The sequence below is a fragment of the Roseimicrobium sp. ORNL1 genome, assembly GCF_011044495.1.
Lineage (GTDB): Bacteria > Verrucomicrobiota > Verrucomicrobiia > Verrucomicrobiales > Verrucomicrobiaceae > Roseimicrobium.
This window is the reverse complement of sequence record NZ_CP049143.1, coordinates 1,265,613-1,284,436: the sequence shown is the minus strand read 5'-3', so window position 1 is coordinate 1,284,436 and position 18,824 is coordinate 1,265,613. Positions and strand designations below refer to the sequence as shown.

Genomic DNA, 18,824 nt, shown 5'->3' with positions numbered 1-18,824 from the left:
CGGGTCACTTACGGTCCTAGCCGCGCGACCTTTCCAAGAGACCGAACATCAACAGGGAGAGGATGATGGGCAGTTCATCCTGCACCGGCACCTCGCCGAGCTTTTCAATATCAAACCGGCCCTCCAGAAAGGCGCGCCGCTTCGTAAAGCGCATGGCCGGCACGCCCTGTCGGGAGATGGTGTACCGAGGATTGAAAAACATGCCCGAGAAGAAGCCCACCACAGGTATGTCCCCGAGGACCGAGTCCACAATCTTCGTCCAGGGGTTCTCCTCCCGGATGTCATAGGCCACCTGGCCGTGGCCATCCAGAATCTCGTAGTGCGCACTCCAGATGGAGCGCATGCCCCGGCGGCGGACGCTGCCAATCGGGGTACCCTCCGGTGTGCGGAAGGTATAGTTCGCATTGAAATCGAGGACGCGGTCGGCCTGGATGGTGGCCAGCAGGCTCTGGCGGGAGGAGTTGGTGAAGACCTCCACGGCTTCGCGGAGCTTGAAGAGCTTCTGCTTCACATAGCAGACCTCCTGCCCATCCGCATCCTGCACATAAACCTGGGGGGCCAGGGCGAGTATCTTGAAGCTCAACTGCAGAGGGTACTTCATCATGGGGCGGGATGTTGGACGGTTCCCGGCACGGCGCAAGCAGCTGTTGCGCAATCCCTTGGCCGGAAGGTGGGGTAGCATTCCCACCGGTGCCCCTTCAGGGTGAGCGCGAAACGGGCGGCCAGAGCGTTTCATTGAGCCTGTGGCTGCTCGAAAGCTTAGTCGCGGAGCAACGACCTACGAATGGAGCGTGGACAGTCTTGTCCGCCTTCTGACGTGCAGCGACCTCCCTCAAGGTGGAAGCGACCGGCGACGCCTCTGGAGCAGCTGGTGGAAGGTGGCCTTACCTGCCAGATAAAAGAGGGTAGTGTGTCAGGAGTGGCGGACAAAAGTGTCCGCGCTCCTTTTGAAATGCCCGGCGACGCGCCTTACGTTGTCACGAGAGCCTGAGCTGCTGCCAAGTATCATATTCCCTCAGCCGCAGCTCCTTACCTTACAGCACATCTCCCAGCCCTGCATCCGGGTCGGGCTCGATGAAACCCTGGCCAACGAGGAAGTCATCCAGGACGTTCAGCGTGGCCTGGTAGATATCGAACGACACGTTGAAATTGAAGAACCCGTGGCCCTGGCCCTCATAGATGACCAGCTCGCAGATGTTCTTCTTCTTTTTCATCCGCTTCGCGAAGTCGAAGGAGGAGTCAAACGACACCACGCGGTCGTGCGTGCCGTGGAAAATCAAGGTGGGCGGCAATCCCGCAGCAATGGCCCCGGCGAGGTTTGCGCGCTTCGCCTGGTCCGGGGTGGTGAAACGGTCAAAGCCGAAACCCTTCTTCGAGGTGTCCAGCACCGGATTGAACAGGGCGAGGGCGTTCGGCGCACACGGGATGGACAGGTCCTCACCCGCCTCATCAAATCCGGGCACCATGGCGGCTGCAGCTGCGATGTGCGCTCCGCCACTGCCACCGGCTCCGACGATTTTCCCCGGGCTGATGCCCAGCTCCACGGCATTCAGACGCAGCCAGCGGAAGGCCGAGCGGGCATCCGCCATGGCATCCACCGGGGTGGAGCCGTGCTTCGCGCTCACGCGGTAGTCGAAGGCCATGGCCAGCATGCCACGGGACGCAAAGTACACACAATGAGGCGCAAACTGGCTCACCTGCCCATTGTCCCAACCGCTGCTGTAGAAAAAGGCAATGACGCTCTTCGGGTAGGGAGGGGCCTTGCTGGCCTCCGGTTCCCAGATGTACACCGGGAGGTTCACTCCTCCCACGGTCTTGTAGATCTCTTCGCGCGCGGTCTTCAGTAGCTCACGATTCCGATCTATCGGAGCTGGCTTGGACAGGCTGTCATCTTGGGAAAGCATGTAGTGGGAAAAAGCAGGCGCGGACAATCAAGAGATTCTCAATGTCGGCAAATACTTTTACGAGGGTGAGTATTGAGATGGTGGGGCGGTGCGGAAAACAAGCACCAATCCTGCCAGTTTTTGGTTCCATGGGCAATTTTAATGAGTGGACCCGCCGCAACGTTTTGCATCCGCCGGGTGCGCTGCTACGATGAATTTCCCATGAACCCCCTGCGCCTCCTTGTCCTCGCAGCCCTCATCATCGGCGCTGGCACCACCGCCCTGCGGGGGCAGGACCCGGAACTGCGGCGGACCCTGGAGCGCGCCTACGGTGGCTGGAAGCAGGCCCTCATCGCGCAGGACCTGACCCGGTGGCAGCAGAACACCGCCACCCACCGGCAGATGGCCACCAGGAACCTCATTGTGAGCCAGAAACAGGAGTTTCCCCACGCCCTCTTTGCCATCCCGATGCGCCCCCCGGAAATCGCGACTCTGCGCTTCGTCGGTCTCGCGGAAAAGGGAAACACCGCCAACCTGGTATACTTTGGCAAGGTGGACCTGGGCCTCGTGGACCCCGCGGAAGTGCCGGAGAGCCTGCTCCTCCTGAAGTTTGTACGCGAAAGCACCGGCTGGAAATTCGACACCACCCGGCTCTTCAACCTCGCCGGTGCCCCGCCGTCCATCCAGGCGACCCTCAAAAATGGCGGCCAGGCCAACTTCCTGGACGATCCCGCCTTTGCCCCCACCGGCGATGTGCCCCCCGTGCCCAAGGCCTGCCCGATACCGGACCGCATCGGCGTGCTCCAGATTGCGTCCTTCGGCTACGCCACCAAGGCTACCGTCAATGGCTTCGACGTAGCCATGGTGCAGGACAACGCCGAGGAGCATCTGGTGATTGGCGGCCTGAAAAACGGCGACAACCCCATGGTGGTGGAAACCCGCCAGCTTCCCGTCCCCGAAGGCGAACAACGCAGCCTGGAAATCAACGCCGTGATCCTCACCGGAGACCAGAAGCGCCCCACCATTGAAGTCTTCAGCTGGAAACCCGAAAAGCATCCCGTGCCCGAGTTCCAGAAGATGACCATCTTCGTGAACAAGATCACGATGCGGGAGTAGGTCGCCCGCCCGCAGCAGCGAGACGGAGGTTAGGCGTCCCGCCTGACAGCGGTCGTTAGGCCTCCGGCCTGACGGGTGGAGCAGCGCACCACTCGCTCTTCACGCCATAGGAACGACTCCGGTTCACCGCAAAGGGGCAAAGCAGCAAAGGACGCAGAGGAGCGAGAGGGGTTGGTCGCAGGGATGGCGCTCGTGAAAAGGCGTGGTGGCCTTTCGTTGCACAGGAGGCAGAGACGCACAGGTCGCGTCGTGGATGGAATTTGCCTGCATAGGCTTTCATCACAAAGGGGCAAAGCAGCACCCAGCACGACGGAGGTTAGGCGTCCCGCCTGACAGCGGGCGTTAGGCCTCCGGCCTGACGTTCGCCACGCCTACTCAGCCCCGCACTTTTCCTTTTCCCCGACGGCCAACTGCTTCGCCAGCACCAGGCAAACGATGCCCGTAGTGAGGAAGAGCACCTCATACGGCAGGAACTTTACCAACCCCGGGACAAATTCCAGCTCCTGTCCCATGCGCTTGAAATTCTGCACGCCGCGATACCACATCCACCCATGGAGGAGGACCACACACACCATCACAATGCCCACCCCTTTTCCCCAGGAGCGAGGGCGCGTCCACACTTTCCAGATGAAGAGCGACCAGAGGCAACTCACGAAAATCACCAGACCGAGATGCTCACGCGATGACCAATGCGGCGCAGGCTCCGTCACCACACTCAGGAGATTCCAGCCAGCCGTGATAGCCAGCAGAATGAGGGCGAGGCGGTGAAGCGGGGTGATGTTTTGCTTTTCTCGATGCATATGGACGGAAGCGAATGGTCCCCATACAACTCACGGCTCACACCGCATCCAGCCTCCACACACCATATGGATTCCAGAAGAGGTCATCCCCCTCGGGGACATGTCGCTCGTCCTGGTGATGTGTAAGCCGATAGCGTGGCGCACCGTCATCAATACCGAAGGTGTGCCCAGTATCGAGCGTTGGTTCATCGACCAACAGGAAGTGATTGAAGACGTTCATCAAGTGTGCGGCATCCGTCAACGGCAGCGCACGAGACACCTCGGAATCCGGCAGGCCGAAGTGGTGCATGCCGCAGGAGTAGTAGTGATCCGCGTCCGCCACCAGTGTGATGACGGCCGTGTATTTCTGAAACGAAGAGCCCGTGAGCAGGGAGAACCATGGCTCCCAGTCGTGAGCCTTCCCACAGCTCTCCACCTTCACCGCGATGCCACCCATGTCGCGCAGCAACGCACTGTACTTCAACACGCGCTCCAGCTGGTCAGGCAGGTCGAGCGGGAAATGCAGGTACACCACACTCCGGTGCTCCCGAATGCGATCCAGCGTTTCTGCCGGCACCTTGCCCTGCCCCGCGACCTTAAACGATTCGGTCATGCGCGCATCGGCGTCACAGAACTCCAGGGGCACCTGTTCCTGAGTCTTCGTATCCCTGAGCACCATGCCCGCCCAGAGGTAGCGACCCTTCGGTTCAAACGCGACCACCCGCTGTAAAAACTCCTTCCTGTCCGCCCACGGACCGGGGATGCAGAGGACCATTTCGAGATTCATTTCATGTCATCGTGCACACAAAGCCGCGGGCTCGCAAGCATTCCCACGAGGCACCACCGCATTCACCCCACTCTCACTTCCCCGCACTCTTCTTCTCCGGCACATAGATCACCTCGCCGGATTTCAACCGGTAGGCGGTGCCGAGGCGCTCGCCGTCGCCGCCGAGGGATTCCGGACTCGCGCGGAAGCGCTCAATCTTCATCCCATCCCGCTTGATGATTTCCATCTCGGGTGTGCCTTCGTTCTTGATCACGGTGGCGGTGGTGCCAGCAGAACTTCGCTCCATCACTTCGTGACTCAGGATGGCCAGCAGGAGTGCCACGGCGAAGGCAATCCACACATCGAAGAGATTCAGCAGGCCCGCTGCGGGATCATCCTCGGAACCTTCGTCCCATTTTCTCCGTTTCCGCCTCATGAGTGGGTGCCGGTGCGCGTGGGGTTAGAAGCCGGGTTCGCGATGACGTGGGCGAAGATGTACTCCAGCTCTCCCATGTCATGCTGGTACCAGTGCTTCCGCACAAGCCCCATGGTGAAGGAACAACAACCAATGAGCACGCCAATCACCGTGGCCGTAAACGCCACCACGAGATGGCTGGAGAGCACCCCCACATCTCCAGAGGCCAGCCCGGTGAGCGCGGGTCCCAGGGGGATGAGCGTGCCCATCAGGCCCAGCATCGGTGCCACCCGCGTGAGCCAGGAGAGCTGTGCCAGCGAAGCAGCCACGTCTCCCTCCAGGTCATCCAAACTCTTCACATAGTCAGGCACGCCGGGAGCATCGCGCTCCAGCAGCACCATGAGCCGCGCAGGAAGACCGAAGGCACACCCACGCAAGGCATGGACCAGCGCTTCGTCATTCACACCTCCCGACAACTTTCCGTGCGCCTGTGCCTGCTTCGCGAGATGGCGAGCCTCACGCAACACACGCTTGATGGCTGGCCGGGTGAACCACTCCCTCACCAAGCCACCCAGCAGCAGCATGGTCCACGCGGCCATGGCCAGGATGCCCAGCAGTGTGGGCAGCAGCAGGGCATTGGAGAGCACATAAAGTGCGTGCTGAATGGCATCCATCATATCCTGTTACATCACATCATACCGAGCCCGACTTCCTGAAGAATCCCACGATGAGCAGCGCCAGAACGAAGGCGCCCGCGAGATAAGTCCAGTTGAAGGTCGGCTTCCCGGCCGCCTGTGCCTGCTCCTCAGCCGCCTTCTCTTCCTCCGCCTTCTGCTTGTTTTTCTGCTCGGTGACGTTCTCCAGCTTCTGCCCCACCACCTTCTCCTCCGCTCCTGCGGCCGAGGATTTTGCGAGGGATTCCTGCATCGCTTTCGCCAGCTCCTGATCTTTGGACACGCCTCCGGAAACCAAGGTCTTGGCCGCATAGCTGGCGAGCTTCACATTGCCTCCACTCACGAGTCCGCCGGAGTCCCCATGCCGCGCGATGGAGTCTGCATACATGCGCGTGATATCCGCAATCTGCGCCTCACTCGCCTGCCACATGCCCTTCCTCGCCGCCTCCAACAACGTGGCCGCAATCTCCTGCTTGGCATGCGGTGACACCTTCTCGAACCATTCCTCCAGTCCCAGCTTGTGCCGGTCCTTCAGCACCACTTCGTAGATATCCGTCCACGTCTGCTGGGAAATACTCTCAGGCCGCGTGACGGACCAGCCAAAGGTGTTCTTCACCATCTCCGCGATGTGGCCCGCGCCAGCGTAGTCATGGCTCTTCATGCCCTGCAGCCACTTCTTGCCCAGTAGCTCAGAGCGCAGGTTTGTGGCCAGCACCTCCTCAAGGTCGCGGATGCTAGCGCCATCAGGGCTGCGTACGTCAGCAATCAAGGCCTGCGGGGTGATCCCCGTCAACTTCTTCACCGCCATGCTGAGCCCGCCGAAATACTCGTACGAATGGTGATTGGTGAGCTGGCTCGTCATGTTGGAAGCCCACACGCGCAAGACTGTGTCCGTGCCCTGGATGGCTTCTTCATAGAGACCGTCCACTTTCTCACCCCACACCTCACCGCTGTACACATAGCTCATGTTGTCCGTGTATACGCCGGTGATTTCGTCCCGATTCTCCCAGACACCCGAGCGCGGCACGAGATAGAGGATGTGGGTGCCGGTCATGTTTCCCGGCTTTGTGCCGAAGATGCGTGCCAGTGAGAACTGCGAGGCACGTGCGCTGGAGAATCCGCGGCGATGCAGTCGTGATTCCATCTCCGTCACGGCATCACGCACGGGATTCTTCTCCTCCTTCGCAGCCGCTGCCAGCCGCACGGCCTTATCCAGCAGCACCATACGGGAGCCGAAGGTTTCCTTGTAATCGCCTCCCACCGCAATGAAGACATCCACTCGCGGACGCTTCAACTCTTCCATCGGAATGAGTTCGACGTCATTCACCAGGTTGTTGTGGTCCCACACGGGGCGCACGCCCAGCAGGAAGAGAATCTGCGCCTCCATAACGCCGTAGTCGCACATGGTCTCCATGCCCGTGAGGTCCATGCCTATCTTCTTCGGCTTGCGATCGCGCAGCAAGTCATTCACCAAGCGGCAGCCCACCTCCCATGCCGCGCGATTGGGTATCTCCTCCGGATTGAGCGAGTACAAGTTTCGTCCCGTGGGCAATGAACCGGAATTGCGAATCGGGTCCGGCCCGGGTCCGGGCAGCGTGTAGCCACCGTCCAGCGCGTGGATGAGCCCGGTAATCTCCGAGTCCGCATTCATGAGTCTCTCCTGCACGTCCCGGGCGAAGGCCACATCCTTCTCTATCTCCGGCGTACGCGGCATGGCGGTGTCCACCTTGCCCTCGAGCGCATCCCCCAGCAATCGTGCGGCCGCATCGCGCTGCATCTGCTTGTCATGCTCCATGTTCTTGATGAAGGGCGCGGCCTCACTGAGATGCTTCAGATACCTCGACCCAAGGATGGAAGTCAGATACGGAAGCCGCTCCTGCTCCGTGGGCGGCTGTCCGAGGATGTGCAGCCTCGTGGGCGTCTGCGAGTCATACAGATGATGCAAATGGTCATCGACACGCGCAATCGCTTCATCCGGGAAGGGCTTCTTGCCCTCTGGAGCACGCGCCACGAGCTCCATATCCTCACGTGTGATTTGCTCGCTGATGCCCTTGCGAAATTCCTCCCTCAACAACCCAGGCTCCAGCGTGTTGAACTTGTGAATGTCATCATGCAGCGTCTTGAACTCCTCCGAGAGCCCTGCGGTCAGCGCCGGCGGCACGCGGTGATCCACCAGCGTGGCATAGGAGCGGCGGCGCGACACGGTGGCCTCGGCGAGGTTATCCGTGATCCAGAGATTGATCACCGGCATCCTGCTGACGCACACATCACTCCAGCAATCCTTGGAGAGTCCGTTCTCCTTTCCCGGCAGCAGTTCCAGCGAACCATGCGTGCCCCAGTGCAGAATCGCATCCGCCCCGAACTCCTCCTCCAGCCACCAGTAGAAGGCGAGATAGCAGTGCGGCGGCGGCACATCACGTGAGTGCAGCAGCTTGTCGTCCTGCTTGTGCCCGCGCTCGGGTTGCGGCGTGAGAATGACATTCCCCATCTGGATGCGCGGTATTACCAGATGCGGTTCACCATTGCGCTTCACCACCATGAGGCGCCCGGGTGGCGGACCATATTTGTCGACCACTGCCTTGCGTCCCTCTTCACTGAGACGGGTATCAAACCACTTCTGATACACTCTGAGAGGAATCAGGGCTGGCTCTCCTTCATCCGCGAGCTTTTCTAAATCGCCCTGCGCCCAGGGTCCGATGTTCCGCCCCCTCTTTTTCAGGTCCTCTATCAAAGCCGCAGCCGTGGCTGGCAGCTTCTCCATCATGTAGCCCGCCGCCTGCAGGCGTGGCAGGAAACGCACCAGACTCTCCGGCCCATCCAGAAACGCACCGGTGGGACTGCCGCGCATCAGGTCATCCTGCCCGAGCCCCTTGTTGTAATAGATGATGGCTACCTTCTTCTCCGCATTCTTCTTCGTGCGCAGGGCCACCAGCTTCGCGGCGCGTGCCGCAAAGGCCTCCACGCGGTCCGGGATGGGCTCATGCAGACGGAATCCCTGGATGCTCGCCTGCAATCCACCCACAACCATCGGCTCAATCGTGCCCCAGTACTCCTGCAGCGACATGAAGAGGCCCACGTCCTGATAGGAAAGACCGCGCGGATTCTTCTGCCACTCGTCCACCGTAGAGGCCAGCATGGACACGGGCCGTAGATAGGGAATGTCGAGCTCCTTGAGGAACTCCCCGTTGTTCCAGTTCGAGCCATGACGGTCCTCGATGAGAATCGCCGGCTTCGCCGCACGAATGAGGCCATTCACCTTGTCCGCACTGTCGCCGAAGATGACCACGGGATTCAGGCCGTGTCGCTCAAGGGCCTCCATTTGCGCGTTCACCACTTTCAGGTCCCGGGTAATCCAGAAGGACTGCTGAATCACAAGCACCGCCACGGGCACATCATCCTTCCAGCGCTGCTTCGACTTTTGAAATTCACGATAGTGCTCGATGTCTGTGAAAGCATCCTCGTGTCCTGGAGCATAATAACCGAACTCAGGAATGATGATGGGAGGCAGCACTTCTTTCTCCAATCCAAGATAGGTCTTCCCACAGTAGCCAATCATGCGGGTGACATTGGTGGGTCCATTCCCACGCCAATAGCTGCGCAGTGCCGGATCCTGGATCAGCAGGCCCTGCTTCTCCAGATCTACCTGGCTGTCGCGTGTATCGAGTGAGAGCACCTTCTGGGCGGCATTGCCCTCATGAGCCTCCTTCAGCTTCGTCGTAAGCGCTGAGGTGCTTGAGGCATCAATGTTGAGCACAAGCACGACGGGAAATGCCGATGCCTCCTTGCTGTCCAACTTGGCAAACTCACCGGCGGAATAGAATCCCGCTGCCACCCCATGCTCACGACACGCCTGGTCCAGCAGCGGCATGGAGCGCTCCCACACCCCCACGAAGGCCAGCTTCGCAGAGGGCTGCGTCGTTTGTTGAGCCATCAATACAGCTGCAGACCACCACAGCAGAAGCGCTGTGGTGGTCGCAATGGTTTTAATCAACTTGGTGATGCCAGGCAACATCGCCGCTTAGAACGTCAGTCGCGCACCCACGACAATGCCGAACCCCGGAGCCACTTTCTGCCGCTGGGCATAAGCTTCGCGGTAGCGCGTGTCGAAGATGTTGTTGAAGGCCAGGGTCAGATCCAGTGCCCGGTCTCCCTCACGCCACACATTCACCCCACCACGCACATTCGTGATGGCCCATCCGGGGATGGTGAAATCATCACGCAGAGGCGGATTGTTTGTATCATTCGGTGAACCATAGGCAGGGTCCTTGGAGAAGCCCGCATCCTGCTCATCATCCGGCGCGTGTCTGCGCAGGCGGTCCGAGAAGACCTCCACCACCTCCACCCACCAGCGACCGGAGGGATGCTCATAGCGCAGACCCACCGTGCCGAAGAAGGGCGGAATGAACCGCGGTGGATAGCCGCTCGCGGTGTCCTTCCCATACGTGTAGGTGGCATTGCCGAAGACTGTCCAGTCATCCGCCAGCTCATACGCCAGCGCGAGCTCGGCACCGGTGACATAACCCTCTCCAATGTTCGCCTCATGCGTGGCGGCGAAGGTTCCCTGTCCGGGAAGCGTTACGGTGCCTTCCGTCTGCGAACCGATGAGATCATCCAGTTTCGTATAGAAGCCCACCAGCGAGAAGTTCGTGCGCGACGAATGGTAGCGCGGACCGAACTCAAAGGTGATGGACTTCTCCGGGTCCAGATTGGGGCTGGGCAGGTAGGCGATGCGGCTGGAGAACGTGGGCGTACCCGCACTCAACAAGTCCCAATAGCCAGGCGCACGGAATCCGCTGCCAATATTGCCCACGAGATCCCAGTTGTCCGTGACATTATAGATGGCACCGGCATTCCAGGTGACGGACTGCCAGCTCTCATCAATCGAGAGGTCATTGATGTCATATCCGGCATCAGGGATCACATCACTCTGCGAAGGATCCGAATTGATATGCGAGTTCTCAAAGCGGGCTCCCACGGTGAGGAGCAGTCGCTGGGTGGGGCGAAACTCAAACGTGGCAAACGCATCGAACACGTCGTAGGTACCATCTGGCACATTGCCATAGGGCTCCACCACGCGGGTGTTTCCCGAGGCAAAGTCGCGGATGGACTGGCTGATGGAAGAGTCCAGCATCTCATAGCGATAGTCCACGCCGTAGATGAGGCGGGCGGAGTTCCTCTCAAACGAGACGGCATTCTGGATACCCACGCCGAGCACCTCCTGGTCCGTGGTCGTCGCGGTGTTGCTGAAGCTGGTATCATTCTGACGGCGGCGCTCAGAGAGCTGGTCATAGTAGTGGTAGTAGCCGTAGATTTTCAGCTCATCACTCCAGGAACCAAGGTTCTCCGCGGTGTAGTCGAACTTCACAATCCCCCGCGTCTCATCGGGTGTGAAGATGCGCGGCACGCCATTCGCATTCAGCTTGGACTGCACATACGTTTCAACGTCGTCACGACGGTTGTGAATCCACGAGAGTCGGAAGGTGTGTCCCTCCGCCGGGCGGAAGGCCAGGTTGGCATAGCCACCGGTCGCTTCATAACTCGTGGGACTCAGCGTCCCTTCACCGGGTCCACGGTAGTCATCCACATCCTGTCGCGTGATGCCTGCGGAGAAGGCAAGCGTGGGGCCAGTGGCGTGCACATCGAGTGTCTCGGTGAACTCGTCGTCGTTGGAGCCATAGCGTCCATACAATTCACCACCCACATCCACCGTATCCGAGAACGAGGCGCGACGGGTGAGGAGGTTCACCACGCCACCGATAGCATCGCTGCCATACTGCACCGAGCCCGACCCGCGAATCACTTCCACGCGATCCAATGCGCCGATGGGGTACTGATTGAAGAAGGGACTGGGGCCACCAAAACCGGCGCCGTTGTTGATTCTCACTCCATCCCAGAGGTAGAGATTGCGATTGCCAAGCTGGCCGCGAATGATTGGCGAGCCTTGCGCAGCGACGCTCACAGCCCAGATGCCGGGCTCCTCCTGCAGCGCCTCAATGGGCGTGCGAGGTTGCCTGCGGACGAGATCCTCCCGCTCAATGACGGTGATAGCTTGGGGCAGATTCAACAAATCTTCCTTCGTACGCAGCGGTGTCTCTGCCGTGACCGTGACCGGCGGCAGGGTGATGGCAGCCTCCGGAGGAGCTGGTTTCGCCGGGGGCGAAGTTTGTGATGGTGACTGTGCCAGGGCAAGACCTCCGCAAGTCAAGCCAGCCAAAACGGCCAGCCCGAAGCGTGTGAATCGCCCCTCGGTGGTAGTGTGAGAGGATGTGATATTCATGGGAGTGTGGTGGACGGCGCATGCGCGGCGACCTCCAGTTCTGCTGGCGTCGCCGTGGGGAGTTTGCTGCGCCCCGTGCATCCTTGGGCAAGTCACCCCTCGCAACGCAAAACGGCACGACCTTCAGCCGCCAGAGCCCCCGCTTCACTACACAATGAACAACCCCTGTCCCCCGAAACGGCACCCCATGAACAGCCATTGCCCAAACAATCGCGAGCAAGACACGGCTCTACAAATCCAGGCAAGTCAACGCGAGGCTAAACACCTAATCTGACCTTAGCGTTGTCCTCGATAGAACATCTTATTATATATCATGACATAGTACATCATATCGCCGCTGAAAGCAGTTCCTGGGGCGAGACATGAAAAGGGACCATTCGTCCCAGGGGAGAAGCACCGGGCTCTTCAAGGGAGCGTGGACACTCTTGTCCGCCGCCCCTGATGTACCACGCTCTTTCGTCTAGCAGGCAAGGCCACATGCCACCAACTGCTCCAGAGGCGTCACCTGTCGCTTTCATATGCTGGAGGTCGCTGCGCAACAGAACGGCGGACAAGAGTGTCCACGCTCCTTGCCCAGGCCTTCGCACCCGGCACAACACCCCTTCTTCAGCTGTTGCTGGTACTACTTCTTCTCCTCCCCATCAAACAACCCCTTCAGGAAGTTCTTCCCGGCGTCCTTGAGCTTGTCCTTCACATCCGTGAGCGCGGTATCCAGGCTCACATCAGGCTTGGACATCTGCCCCTTGGCACGGAAGGGCACGGCGAGCCGTTTCTGCTCATCCATGAGGGCGATCACGAGCAAATCCACGACCACACTCACAGCCTCCTTCGCACCAAGCTCCTTCTCGAGCACCTTCTTCGCATCCTCCACAATCTTCTGGGTGAGCTCGGGGCTCACCACCAGCTTGGCACGTGCATTGATCAAATCCTCGGGTGCGTTGAACCAGCTGTTGTCCAGCATCGTGATCTCATACTGCGGGAAGGCGAAGCGGGTATCGCCCTCCAGCATGAGCTTGCTGCCGCGTACCACGTGAATGCCCGTCTTCGTCTCCTCCGTCAGCACGCCACCAATTGCCACGTCGTCCAGGCTGATGCCGTACTCGGCGACCTTCTTCGCATCCTTCTTGCCCAGTTGCTTGCCCAAAGGAAGACCACCCAGCAGGCCGCCTTTCTTCAGGAGAATCTCCAACTTCAGGTCAGGACTCCACAAGCCGGTGGCCGCATCGAAGGGAGCCGCCCGGCCCTTGCCCTCGAAGGCGAAGTCCGCGACGGTGACTTCCTTCTTCTTCTCCGTCTTCACAAACTTGATGGCCGACTTCATGTCGAGCTGGCAGGAGTTGTGCGTGGCCAGCGCCGTCGGCACAATGTCGATGTCCTTGAGCGCCACATTCAGGTCGCTGAAGGTGAGGTACGTGCCCTTCTCCATGTCGATGTTCTCAAAGAGACCGTTGGAGATGGACACCTCTTTGATGTCGAGATTGAGCTTCAGCTCATTCGCGTACATCTCCTTCTTGTCGCGCTTCTTTTTCTTCTTCTTGGTCTTCTTCTTTCTGACCAGTGTCACCTTCGTGCCATCCGGATTGGTCACCACAATGGTGTGTGTCGCTGCGGGTGCGGGTGCTGCATCAGGCGCGGGAGCGGCAGGAGATGGCGCAACAGGTGCCGCAGGCGCGGTGCCAGCCGGCGGTGTAGGCGTGGCCACCGGGTCGGGAGTCGGCTGGGGAGTGGGTGCTGGCGTGGGTGAAGGTGCAGGAACAGGTGGCACTGGAGCAGGAGGCACCGGCGCAGCATTCTCAGGGCTCGGAGCAGGAGCAGGAGCAGGATTCACCGCCGGAGAGGCAGCGTTGGGCGCAGGCGCGGGTGCGGGAGTTGCCGTCGCTTTCGGCACCTCGACGTATTCATATTTGTCCTCGTCCTTCTCGTAGGGCGAGTCGAAGAGTTCATCCAGGCTGCTGTCGCCGTACTCGTCGATGAGCATGCGCACGAGCGCCTTCTCCAGGTGCAGCTTCTCCACCTTCAGCGTGCCCCTCAGCAGGTCCATGAGTTCCATGGAGAGCACGGCTTCAGACGCGCCGACCAGCACTTCCTCGTCCTTGATGGGCGTGCGCTGGGCCTGCGGCTTTTCCACTTCATCATCCCGGGGAATCATCTTCAGGCCAATCAGCTTCACCGAGGCGGGGGAGCTGAGCAGGTTCACCTCCGTCCGGTCGAGTTGCACCCGGCAGTCCCAGGCGTTCTCCATCTGCGCGATGAGGGATTCCTTCTCCAGCTTCCCGGCGACCCAGAAGTAGCCGCCAGTGCCCACCCCTACGAGCAGCGCCGAGAGGGAGAGAAACAGGATGAGCGCCTTCTTTTTCAGGTTCTTCATGCGCGGGAGGATACGGGGGAAGTCTTAAGTTCCAAGCACTTTAGGGATTAACGCCGGGGACCCTGCAATTGGTGTCCACCCGCGGAACAAAGTTCAAATTCTTTCCGGGGCCGCTTGGGGCTTGAGGCGGGGGCATTCCTTCGTTACATGCCGGGGATGTCCATTCGTGTTCGCTTCGCCCCCTCCCCCACCGGCTACCTCCATGTCGGTGGCGCCCGTACTGCCCTCTTCAACTGGCTCCTGGCCCGCAAGTCATGCGGCACCTTCATCCTGCGCATTGAGGACACCGACGAGGCTCGCAACACGGAACCTGCCCGCCAGGCCATCTATGACGGCCTCAAGTGGCTCGGCCTCGACTGGGACGAAGGCCCGGAGAAAGGCGGCGATACCGGCCCCTACTTCCAGAGCCAGCGGAAACACATCTACGATGCCTACCTGGCCAAGCTCGAAGCCGCCGGTCGCGTCTACACGGAAGAAAATGGCGCCGTGCGTTTCAAGTTCAGCCGCGTGCCCATTCTCGTGCCTGACCTCGTGTGTGGCGATGTCCAGTTCGCCGCGACGGATGAGCCGGACATGACCATCCGTCGCCCGGACGGTGGCTACATCTTCCACTTCGTGAATGTGGTGGATGACATCGAGATGAAGATGACCCACGTGATCCGCGGCGAGGACCATCTGCCGAACACCTGGAAACACATCGACCTCTATCGCGCGCTCGATGCGGAGCCGCCGAAGTTCGGCCACATCCCGCTTATCCTGAATCCCGGTGGCTCGAAGATGAGCAAGCGCGACGAAGGCGCCAGCATCGAGAGCTATCAGAACGCGGGCTTCCTCCCCGAAGCTGTCTTCAACTACCTCTGCCTGCTCGGCTGGACGCCGAAGCTGGACCGCGAAAAGTTCTCCGCGCAGGAAGCAGTGGACCTCTTTGACGTGAGCGAGATTCACCACAGCAATGCGCGCTTCGACATGGCGAAGTGCACCTGGCTGAATCAGCAGCACCTGCGCGACCTCACTGGCGCCGCCCTCGTGGCGCATGCCCGCCACTGGCTGGAGCAGGCTGGCCTGCAAGTCACGGATGAAGACTACGCCGCTCGTGCGCTGGAAACCGTGAAGGAAAAGGTCAGCATCGCCACGGAGTTCCCCGGCTGGGTGCACTTCTTCTTCCGCGAGGACTTCGCCTTTGAAGACGAAGCGCTCACGAAACTCAAAGGCAATGCGCAACATCCTGCGCTGCTCACCGCTTTGCGTCCTGCTCTCGAAGCCACCTCCGACTGGAGCGAAGCCGGCATCACCGCCATCATCAATGCCCTCGCCGCCGAGCTCAAGGTGAAGGCCGGCGCCTTCATGCCGCTGCTCCGCTTCTCCCTGAGTGGCCAAACTCGCGGACCCGATGTGAAAGCGATGATGCTCGTACTTGGCAAGGACCGCGTGCTCGCCCGTCTGGCACGTGCTCAGGCATTGCTCGCCGCTTAGTTCGTGTCGTTCACCGTCATGGAGAGCACCAGCAAGAATCACTACACGCTCGACGAGCTGCGTCGGTGGGAGGACATTGCACCCACGCTGTCTCCTCGTGCCCGCGTCGCCGTCATTGGCGATCCCATCGCGCACTCACGCTCGCCGCAGATGCATAACCCGGCTCTCATCGCCCGGGGTATCGATGCGCAGTACATCCGCGTGCAGGTGCCTCCGGGAAATGTGGCGGAGGCGCTCGGCTTGTTTGCGAAGCACGGCTTTGTCGGCGTGAACTGCACCATCCCGCACAAGTTCGAGGCGCTGGAGGCGATGCATGAGGTCTCTCCCCTCGCCCGTCAGCTCGGAGCGGTGAACACGGTGCACATCGAAGATGGCAAGTTCACCGGCTACAACACGGACGGCCCCGGCTTTCTGCGTTCCGTGGCCGAGGCCTTTGGCCGCGAGGTGCGTGACCTGCGCGTGCTCATCATCGGCGCCGGTGGCGGTGCCGGTCGCGCCGTCGCTGTGCAGAGCGCGCTGGAGAAATGTCCCTCCCTCTTGCTGGTAAACCGCACCGTGGAGAAGCTGCAACCTCTGATGGAAGAGTGCGCCGCCATCTCCCCCACCACCAAGCTCGAAGCCGTGAAGTGGGATGATGCCTCCCTCACCGACGCACTCACCCGCACTGACCTGATTGTGAATGCCACCCCGCGCGGCATGAAGCCAGGCGATGAACCCCTGTTCGATGCCGGACTCATTCGCCCCGCACACCTGGTATATGATATGGTGTATCGCGCCAATGGCACCACGCCTTTGATTGAAGCTGCCAAGGCTGCCGGTTCCAAGACCTGCGACGGCCTCGTGCTGCTGCTACACCAGGGAGCCATCTCCTTCGGCCACTGGTTCGGCGAACCTGTTCCGCTGGAAGACATGCGGCGGGGGCTGACGGGAGAGCAAGTGAGATAGCAGCCGGAGCCGAAGGCCTTGGACTGCGTGCAGCCTGCTGCCGCTTTCTCTCAGCGCAGCCTACTGCGCGCTGTGCCGCGACGGAGTCGCCAAATATTCCTGGGCACATCACACTACGAGCAAGCGCCACCATCGCCACAGCAAGCTGTGGACTCTTCAAAGCGGCAACAGGTTGCCGCAGTCCAGGGACGCTTCGCGTCAGAGCATCAAATGTTTTGTGAGCCAATGAAACCTCACCGATCAAACAACGACCCCCGCTCCCTGTCCCCCACCTTCAGATACCGGTAGTACACCTCCAGCATGAGCGTGCATAGCGCGGTCGAATAAACGTTATCCCCACCCGCCGAGGGATTGTGCGCCGCCCCATTGGGCTTCCAACTGCCATCCGCCTGTTGCGCCTTCAGAATCTGCGGCAGCACCGCCTCATTCCAATACTTCCACTCCTCACCACCGTTCTGGAAGAACGCCTGGTGATAGTAGTACCAGCCGTACATGTCGCCCGTCTCGAAGGCCGGCGGTTCCTTTTTGAAAAGGTCATGGGCAAACGCAATGGCCTTCTTGATTTCCGTCTTCTTCCCACCATGCGCGAGTGTCTGGAGTCCCAAGGTGCCGGCACCCGTGAGGTTCCACTGATTGTAGCTGCCTTCGCGATTCATCGTGCCGATACCACCATCCTTGGTCTGCTTGCCTTCGAGATATTTCACCGTCTTCTCAATCGCGCCGTTCAGACCCTCAATCTGCAAGCCGGAGAGCTTCGCTGATTTGAGCGCCTGATATTGCCATCCAGTGACGGAGAGGTCCTCACGACCCGGTGAGTAGAATCCCTTCTCCGTATCATACACCCAGCTTCCTCCTGGCTGCTGGTTGTCGATGATGACCTTCACGCCGTCCTCAAAAGCCTCGCGCATCCCCGGCAGCGATTTGCCTCCCATGCGAGCTAGCGCGTACATCTCACCCAAGGCATACGTCGCGATGCCATGCTCATACACCGGCCCATTCCCCGAGGTCGCCTGGCTGAACATCTTGTAGGGATTCTTTTTCTGCATCTCGACGAGAAACAAAATGCCCTTCATCACATTGTCCCCGTAGTAGATGGACTCCGGCGTCTCGCAGCGACCGAGATAGCACAAGAGAGCAAAGCCGGTCATGGCCCCCTTGGAATTGGTGCCCCAACTGCCATCGGGCTTCTGCTTGCTCTTGAGGTATTCCAGCGCGTTGCTCACCGCGCGCTCACACTCGGCGGAGCCGCCGCTCTCCTTGAGTTTCTGAAGACGTTCTGCGCTGCCGCAGCGGCCCCGCATGGAAATGGGGAGTTGCACCCAGCGGGAAGCAGTTCCCTGACCTGTGCTCCCACCCGGTTGACCACCTGGCCCAAACTTCCCTGTACCTGGACCGGGCACACCCATGGGGCCGCCGCTCCCGAGGTCGGGAGACACGTCCGGCAACTCGACGTCCATGGGGGACTCAGGCAACATCAGATGGTTTGACGGCCCGGGAACCACAAGCCTCTGTGGCCTGAGAGAATCTTTCAGTCTGCTGGTCTTTGAGTTCTGAACCGTCTTCGTGAGATTGACATTTGCTTGATGCATTGCCGCACCCTCTCCGTGAGGCATGAAGTCCACTTCGGGTTCCTGCTGGTATTCCTTCACCACGAAGAAGGCCCCAATCAAGAGCCCAGCGTGAATCACCAGGCTGACGAGAAACGACCCACCGCCCACCTTCTCCCAATAGACCTCAAGGAGATTCCTTTTCACGACGCCGCCCGATATTCCTGCTGATGATGCATGCAGCCCGCCAGATGGCTCGGACCCGTAGTCAACCGCAGCGACTTGCACGAGCGCCGGTTTCATCCCCTTCCCAGAAGGTGCGACGGAGGACTGAGGTGCAGCTTGGTCAGGTGGATGGCCCCCACCCGGGGTAAGAGACTGTATCTGGACGGTCCTGGCCACTTCCCCAGATGGCCGGTCCTCGTGGCGTTGCGGAGACGATGATGGTTCGTTCATGGCAGAGGCGTCTTGAGTTCGCCCGGCATGACGAGAGTGGAGAGTCACTTGCTGAATCTTCCAAGAAAAGCCCCGCCGCCGCGTAGTGATGGTGCGCGCCTTGGCTGATGTTATTGAGGCTTGTA

The 18,824-nt window shown here is 60.3% G+C and carries 13 protein-coding genes; 3 read left to right on the top strand and 10 right to left on the bottom strand.

Features of this window, described 5'->3' with window-relative positions; genetic code table 11:
• Positions 1 to 16 precede the first annotated feature (16 nt).
• A complete protein-coding gene (locus tag G5S37_RS05210; RefSeq protein WP_165201523.1) occupies positions 17 to 604 on the bottom strand; it encodes a hypothetical protein in 588 nt (195 codons plus the stop codon).
• Between the two features lie 430 nt (positions 605 to 1,034).
• Complete coding sequence (locus G5S37_RS05205) at positions 1,035 to 1,904, bottom strand: alpha/beta hydrolase (RefSeq protein ID WP_165201522.1); 870 nt, start codon at positions 1,902 to 1,904, stop codon at positions 1,035 to 1,037.
• A gap of 201 nt (positions 1,905 to 2,105) precedes the next feature.
• Between G5S37_RS05205 and G5S37_RS05200 the strand changes: the two genes are divergently transcribed.
• Positions 2,106 to 2,999, top strand: coding sequence for a hypothetical protein (locus tag G5S37_RS05200; protein WP_165201521.1), 894 nt, complete (start codon positions 2,106 to 2,108; stop codon positions 2,997 to 2,999).
• 371 nt (positions 3,000 to 3,370) lie between these two features.
• Here the strand turns inward: G5S37_RS05200 and G5S37_RS05195 are convergent, their stop codons facing one another.
• The 7 genes from G5S37_RS05195 to G5S37_RS05165 all read right to left on the bottom strand — a co-directional run bounded on the left by G5S37_RS05195 (position 3,371) and on the right by G5S37_RS05165 (position 14,278).
• Positions 3,371 to 3,799 (bottom strand): hypothetical protein, encoded by a 429-nt coding sequence (locus G5S37_RS05195; protein ID WP_165201520.1) that lies wholly within the window; start codon positions 3,797 to 3,799, stop codon positions 3,371 to 3,373.
• A gap of 37 nt (positions 3,800 to 3,836) precedes the next feature.
• Positions 3,837 to 4,565 (bottom strand): DUF4261 domain-containing protein, encoded by a 729-nt coding sequence (locus tag G5S37_RS05190; protein WP_165201519.1) that lies wholly within the window; start codon positions 4,563 to 4,565, stop codon positions 3,837 to 3,839.
• A gap of 73 nt (positions 4,566 to 4,638) precedes the next feature.
• Positions 4,639 to 4,980 carry a DUF2149 domain-containing protein gene (locus G5S37_RS05185; protein ID WP_165201518.1) on the bottom strand — a complete coding sequence of 114 codons (342 nt, stop codon included), beginning with the start codon at positions 4,978 to 4,980 and terminating at the stop codon, positions 4,639 to 4,641.
• Complete coding sequence (locus G5S37_RS05180) at positions 4,977 to 5,636, bottom strand: MotA/TolQ/ExbB proton channel family protein (protein WP_165201517.1); 660 nt, start codon at positions 5,634 to 5,636, stop codon at positions 4,977 to 4,979. Before G5S37_RS05180 ends, G5S37_RS05185 begins: the two co-directional genes overlap by 4 nt.
• A 16-nt stretch (positions 5,637 to 5,652) precedes the next feature.
• Positions 5,653 to 9,645 (bottom strand): cobaltochelatase subunit CobN, encoded by a 3,993-nt coding sequence (locus G5S37_RS05175; RefSeq protein ID WP_240914805.1) that lies wholly within the window; start codon positions 9,643 to 9,645, stop codon positions 5,653 to 5,655.
• A gap of 6 nt (positions 9,646 to 9,651) precedes the next feature.
• Positions 9,652 to 11,910, bottom strand: coding sequence for a TonB-dependent receptor (locus G5S37_RS05170; protein WP_165201513.1), 2,259 nt, complete (start codon positions 11,908 to 11,910; stop codon positions 9,652 to 9,654).
• Between the two features lie 622 nt (positions 11,911 to 12,532).
• On the bottom strand, positions 12,533 to 14,278 hold the full coding sequence (locus G5S37_RS05165) for a hypothetical protein (protein WP_165201511.1): 1,746 nt from the start codon (positions 14,276 to 14,278) through the stop codon (positions 12,533 to 12,535).
• A gap of 156 nt (positions 14,279 to 14,434) precedes the next feature.
• On the opposite strand from G5S37_RS05165, the gene G5S37_RS05160 reads away from it, so the two are divergent.
• Together G5S37_RS05160 and aroE are read left to right on the top strand one after the other, a co-directional pair.
• Positions 14,435 to 15,751, top strand: coding sequence for a glutamate--tRNA ligase family protein (locus G5S37_RS05160; protein ID WP_165201509.1), 1,317 nt, complete (start codon positions 14,435 to 14,437; stop codon positions 15,749 to 15,751).
• Between the two features lie 3 nt (positions 15,752 to 15,754).
• The gene (aroE, locus tag G5S37_RS05155; RefSeq protein ID WP_165201507.1) at positions 15,755 to 16,696 is read left to right on the top strand and encodes a shikimate dehydrogenase; all 942 of its coding nucleotides are present in this window, start codon (positions 15,755 to 15,757) and stop codon (positions 16,694 to 16,696) included.
• Between the two features lie 233 nt (positions 16,697 to 16,929).
• Here the strand turns inward: aroE and G5S37_RS05150 are convergent, their stop codons facing one another.
• Positions 16,930 to 18,450: a terpene cyclase/mutase family protein gene (locus tag G5S37_RS05150; protein ID WP_240914804.1), complete on the bottom strand. Its 1,521-nt coding sequence runs from the start codon at positions 18,448 to 18,450 to the stop codon at positions 16,930 to 16,932.
• Positions 18,451 to 18,824: the final 374 nt, after the last annotated feature.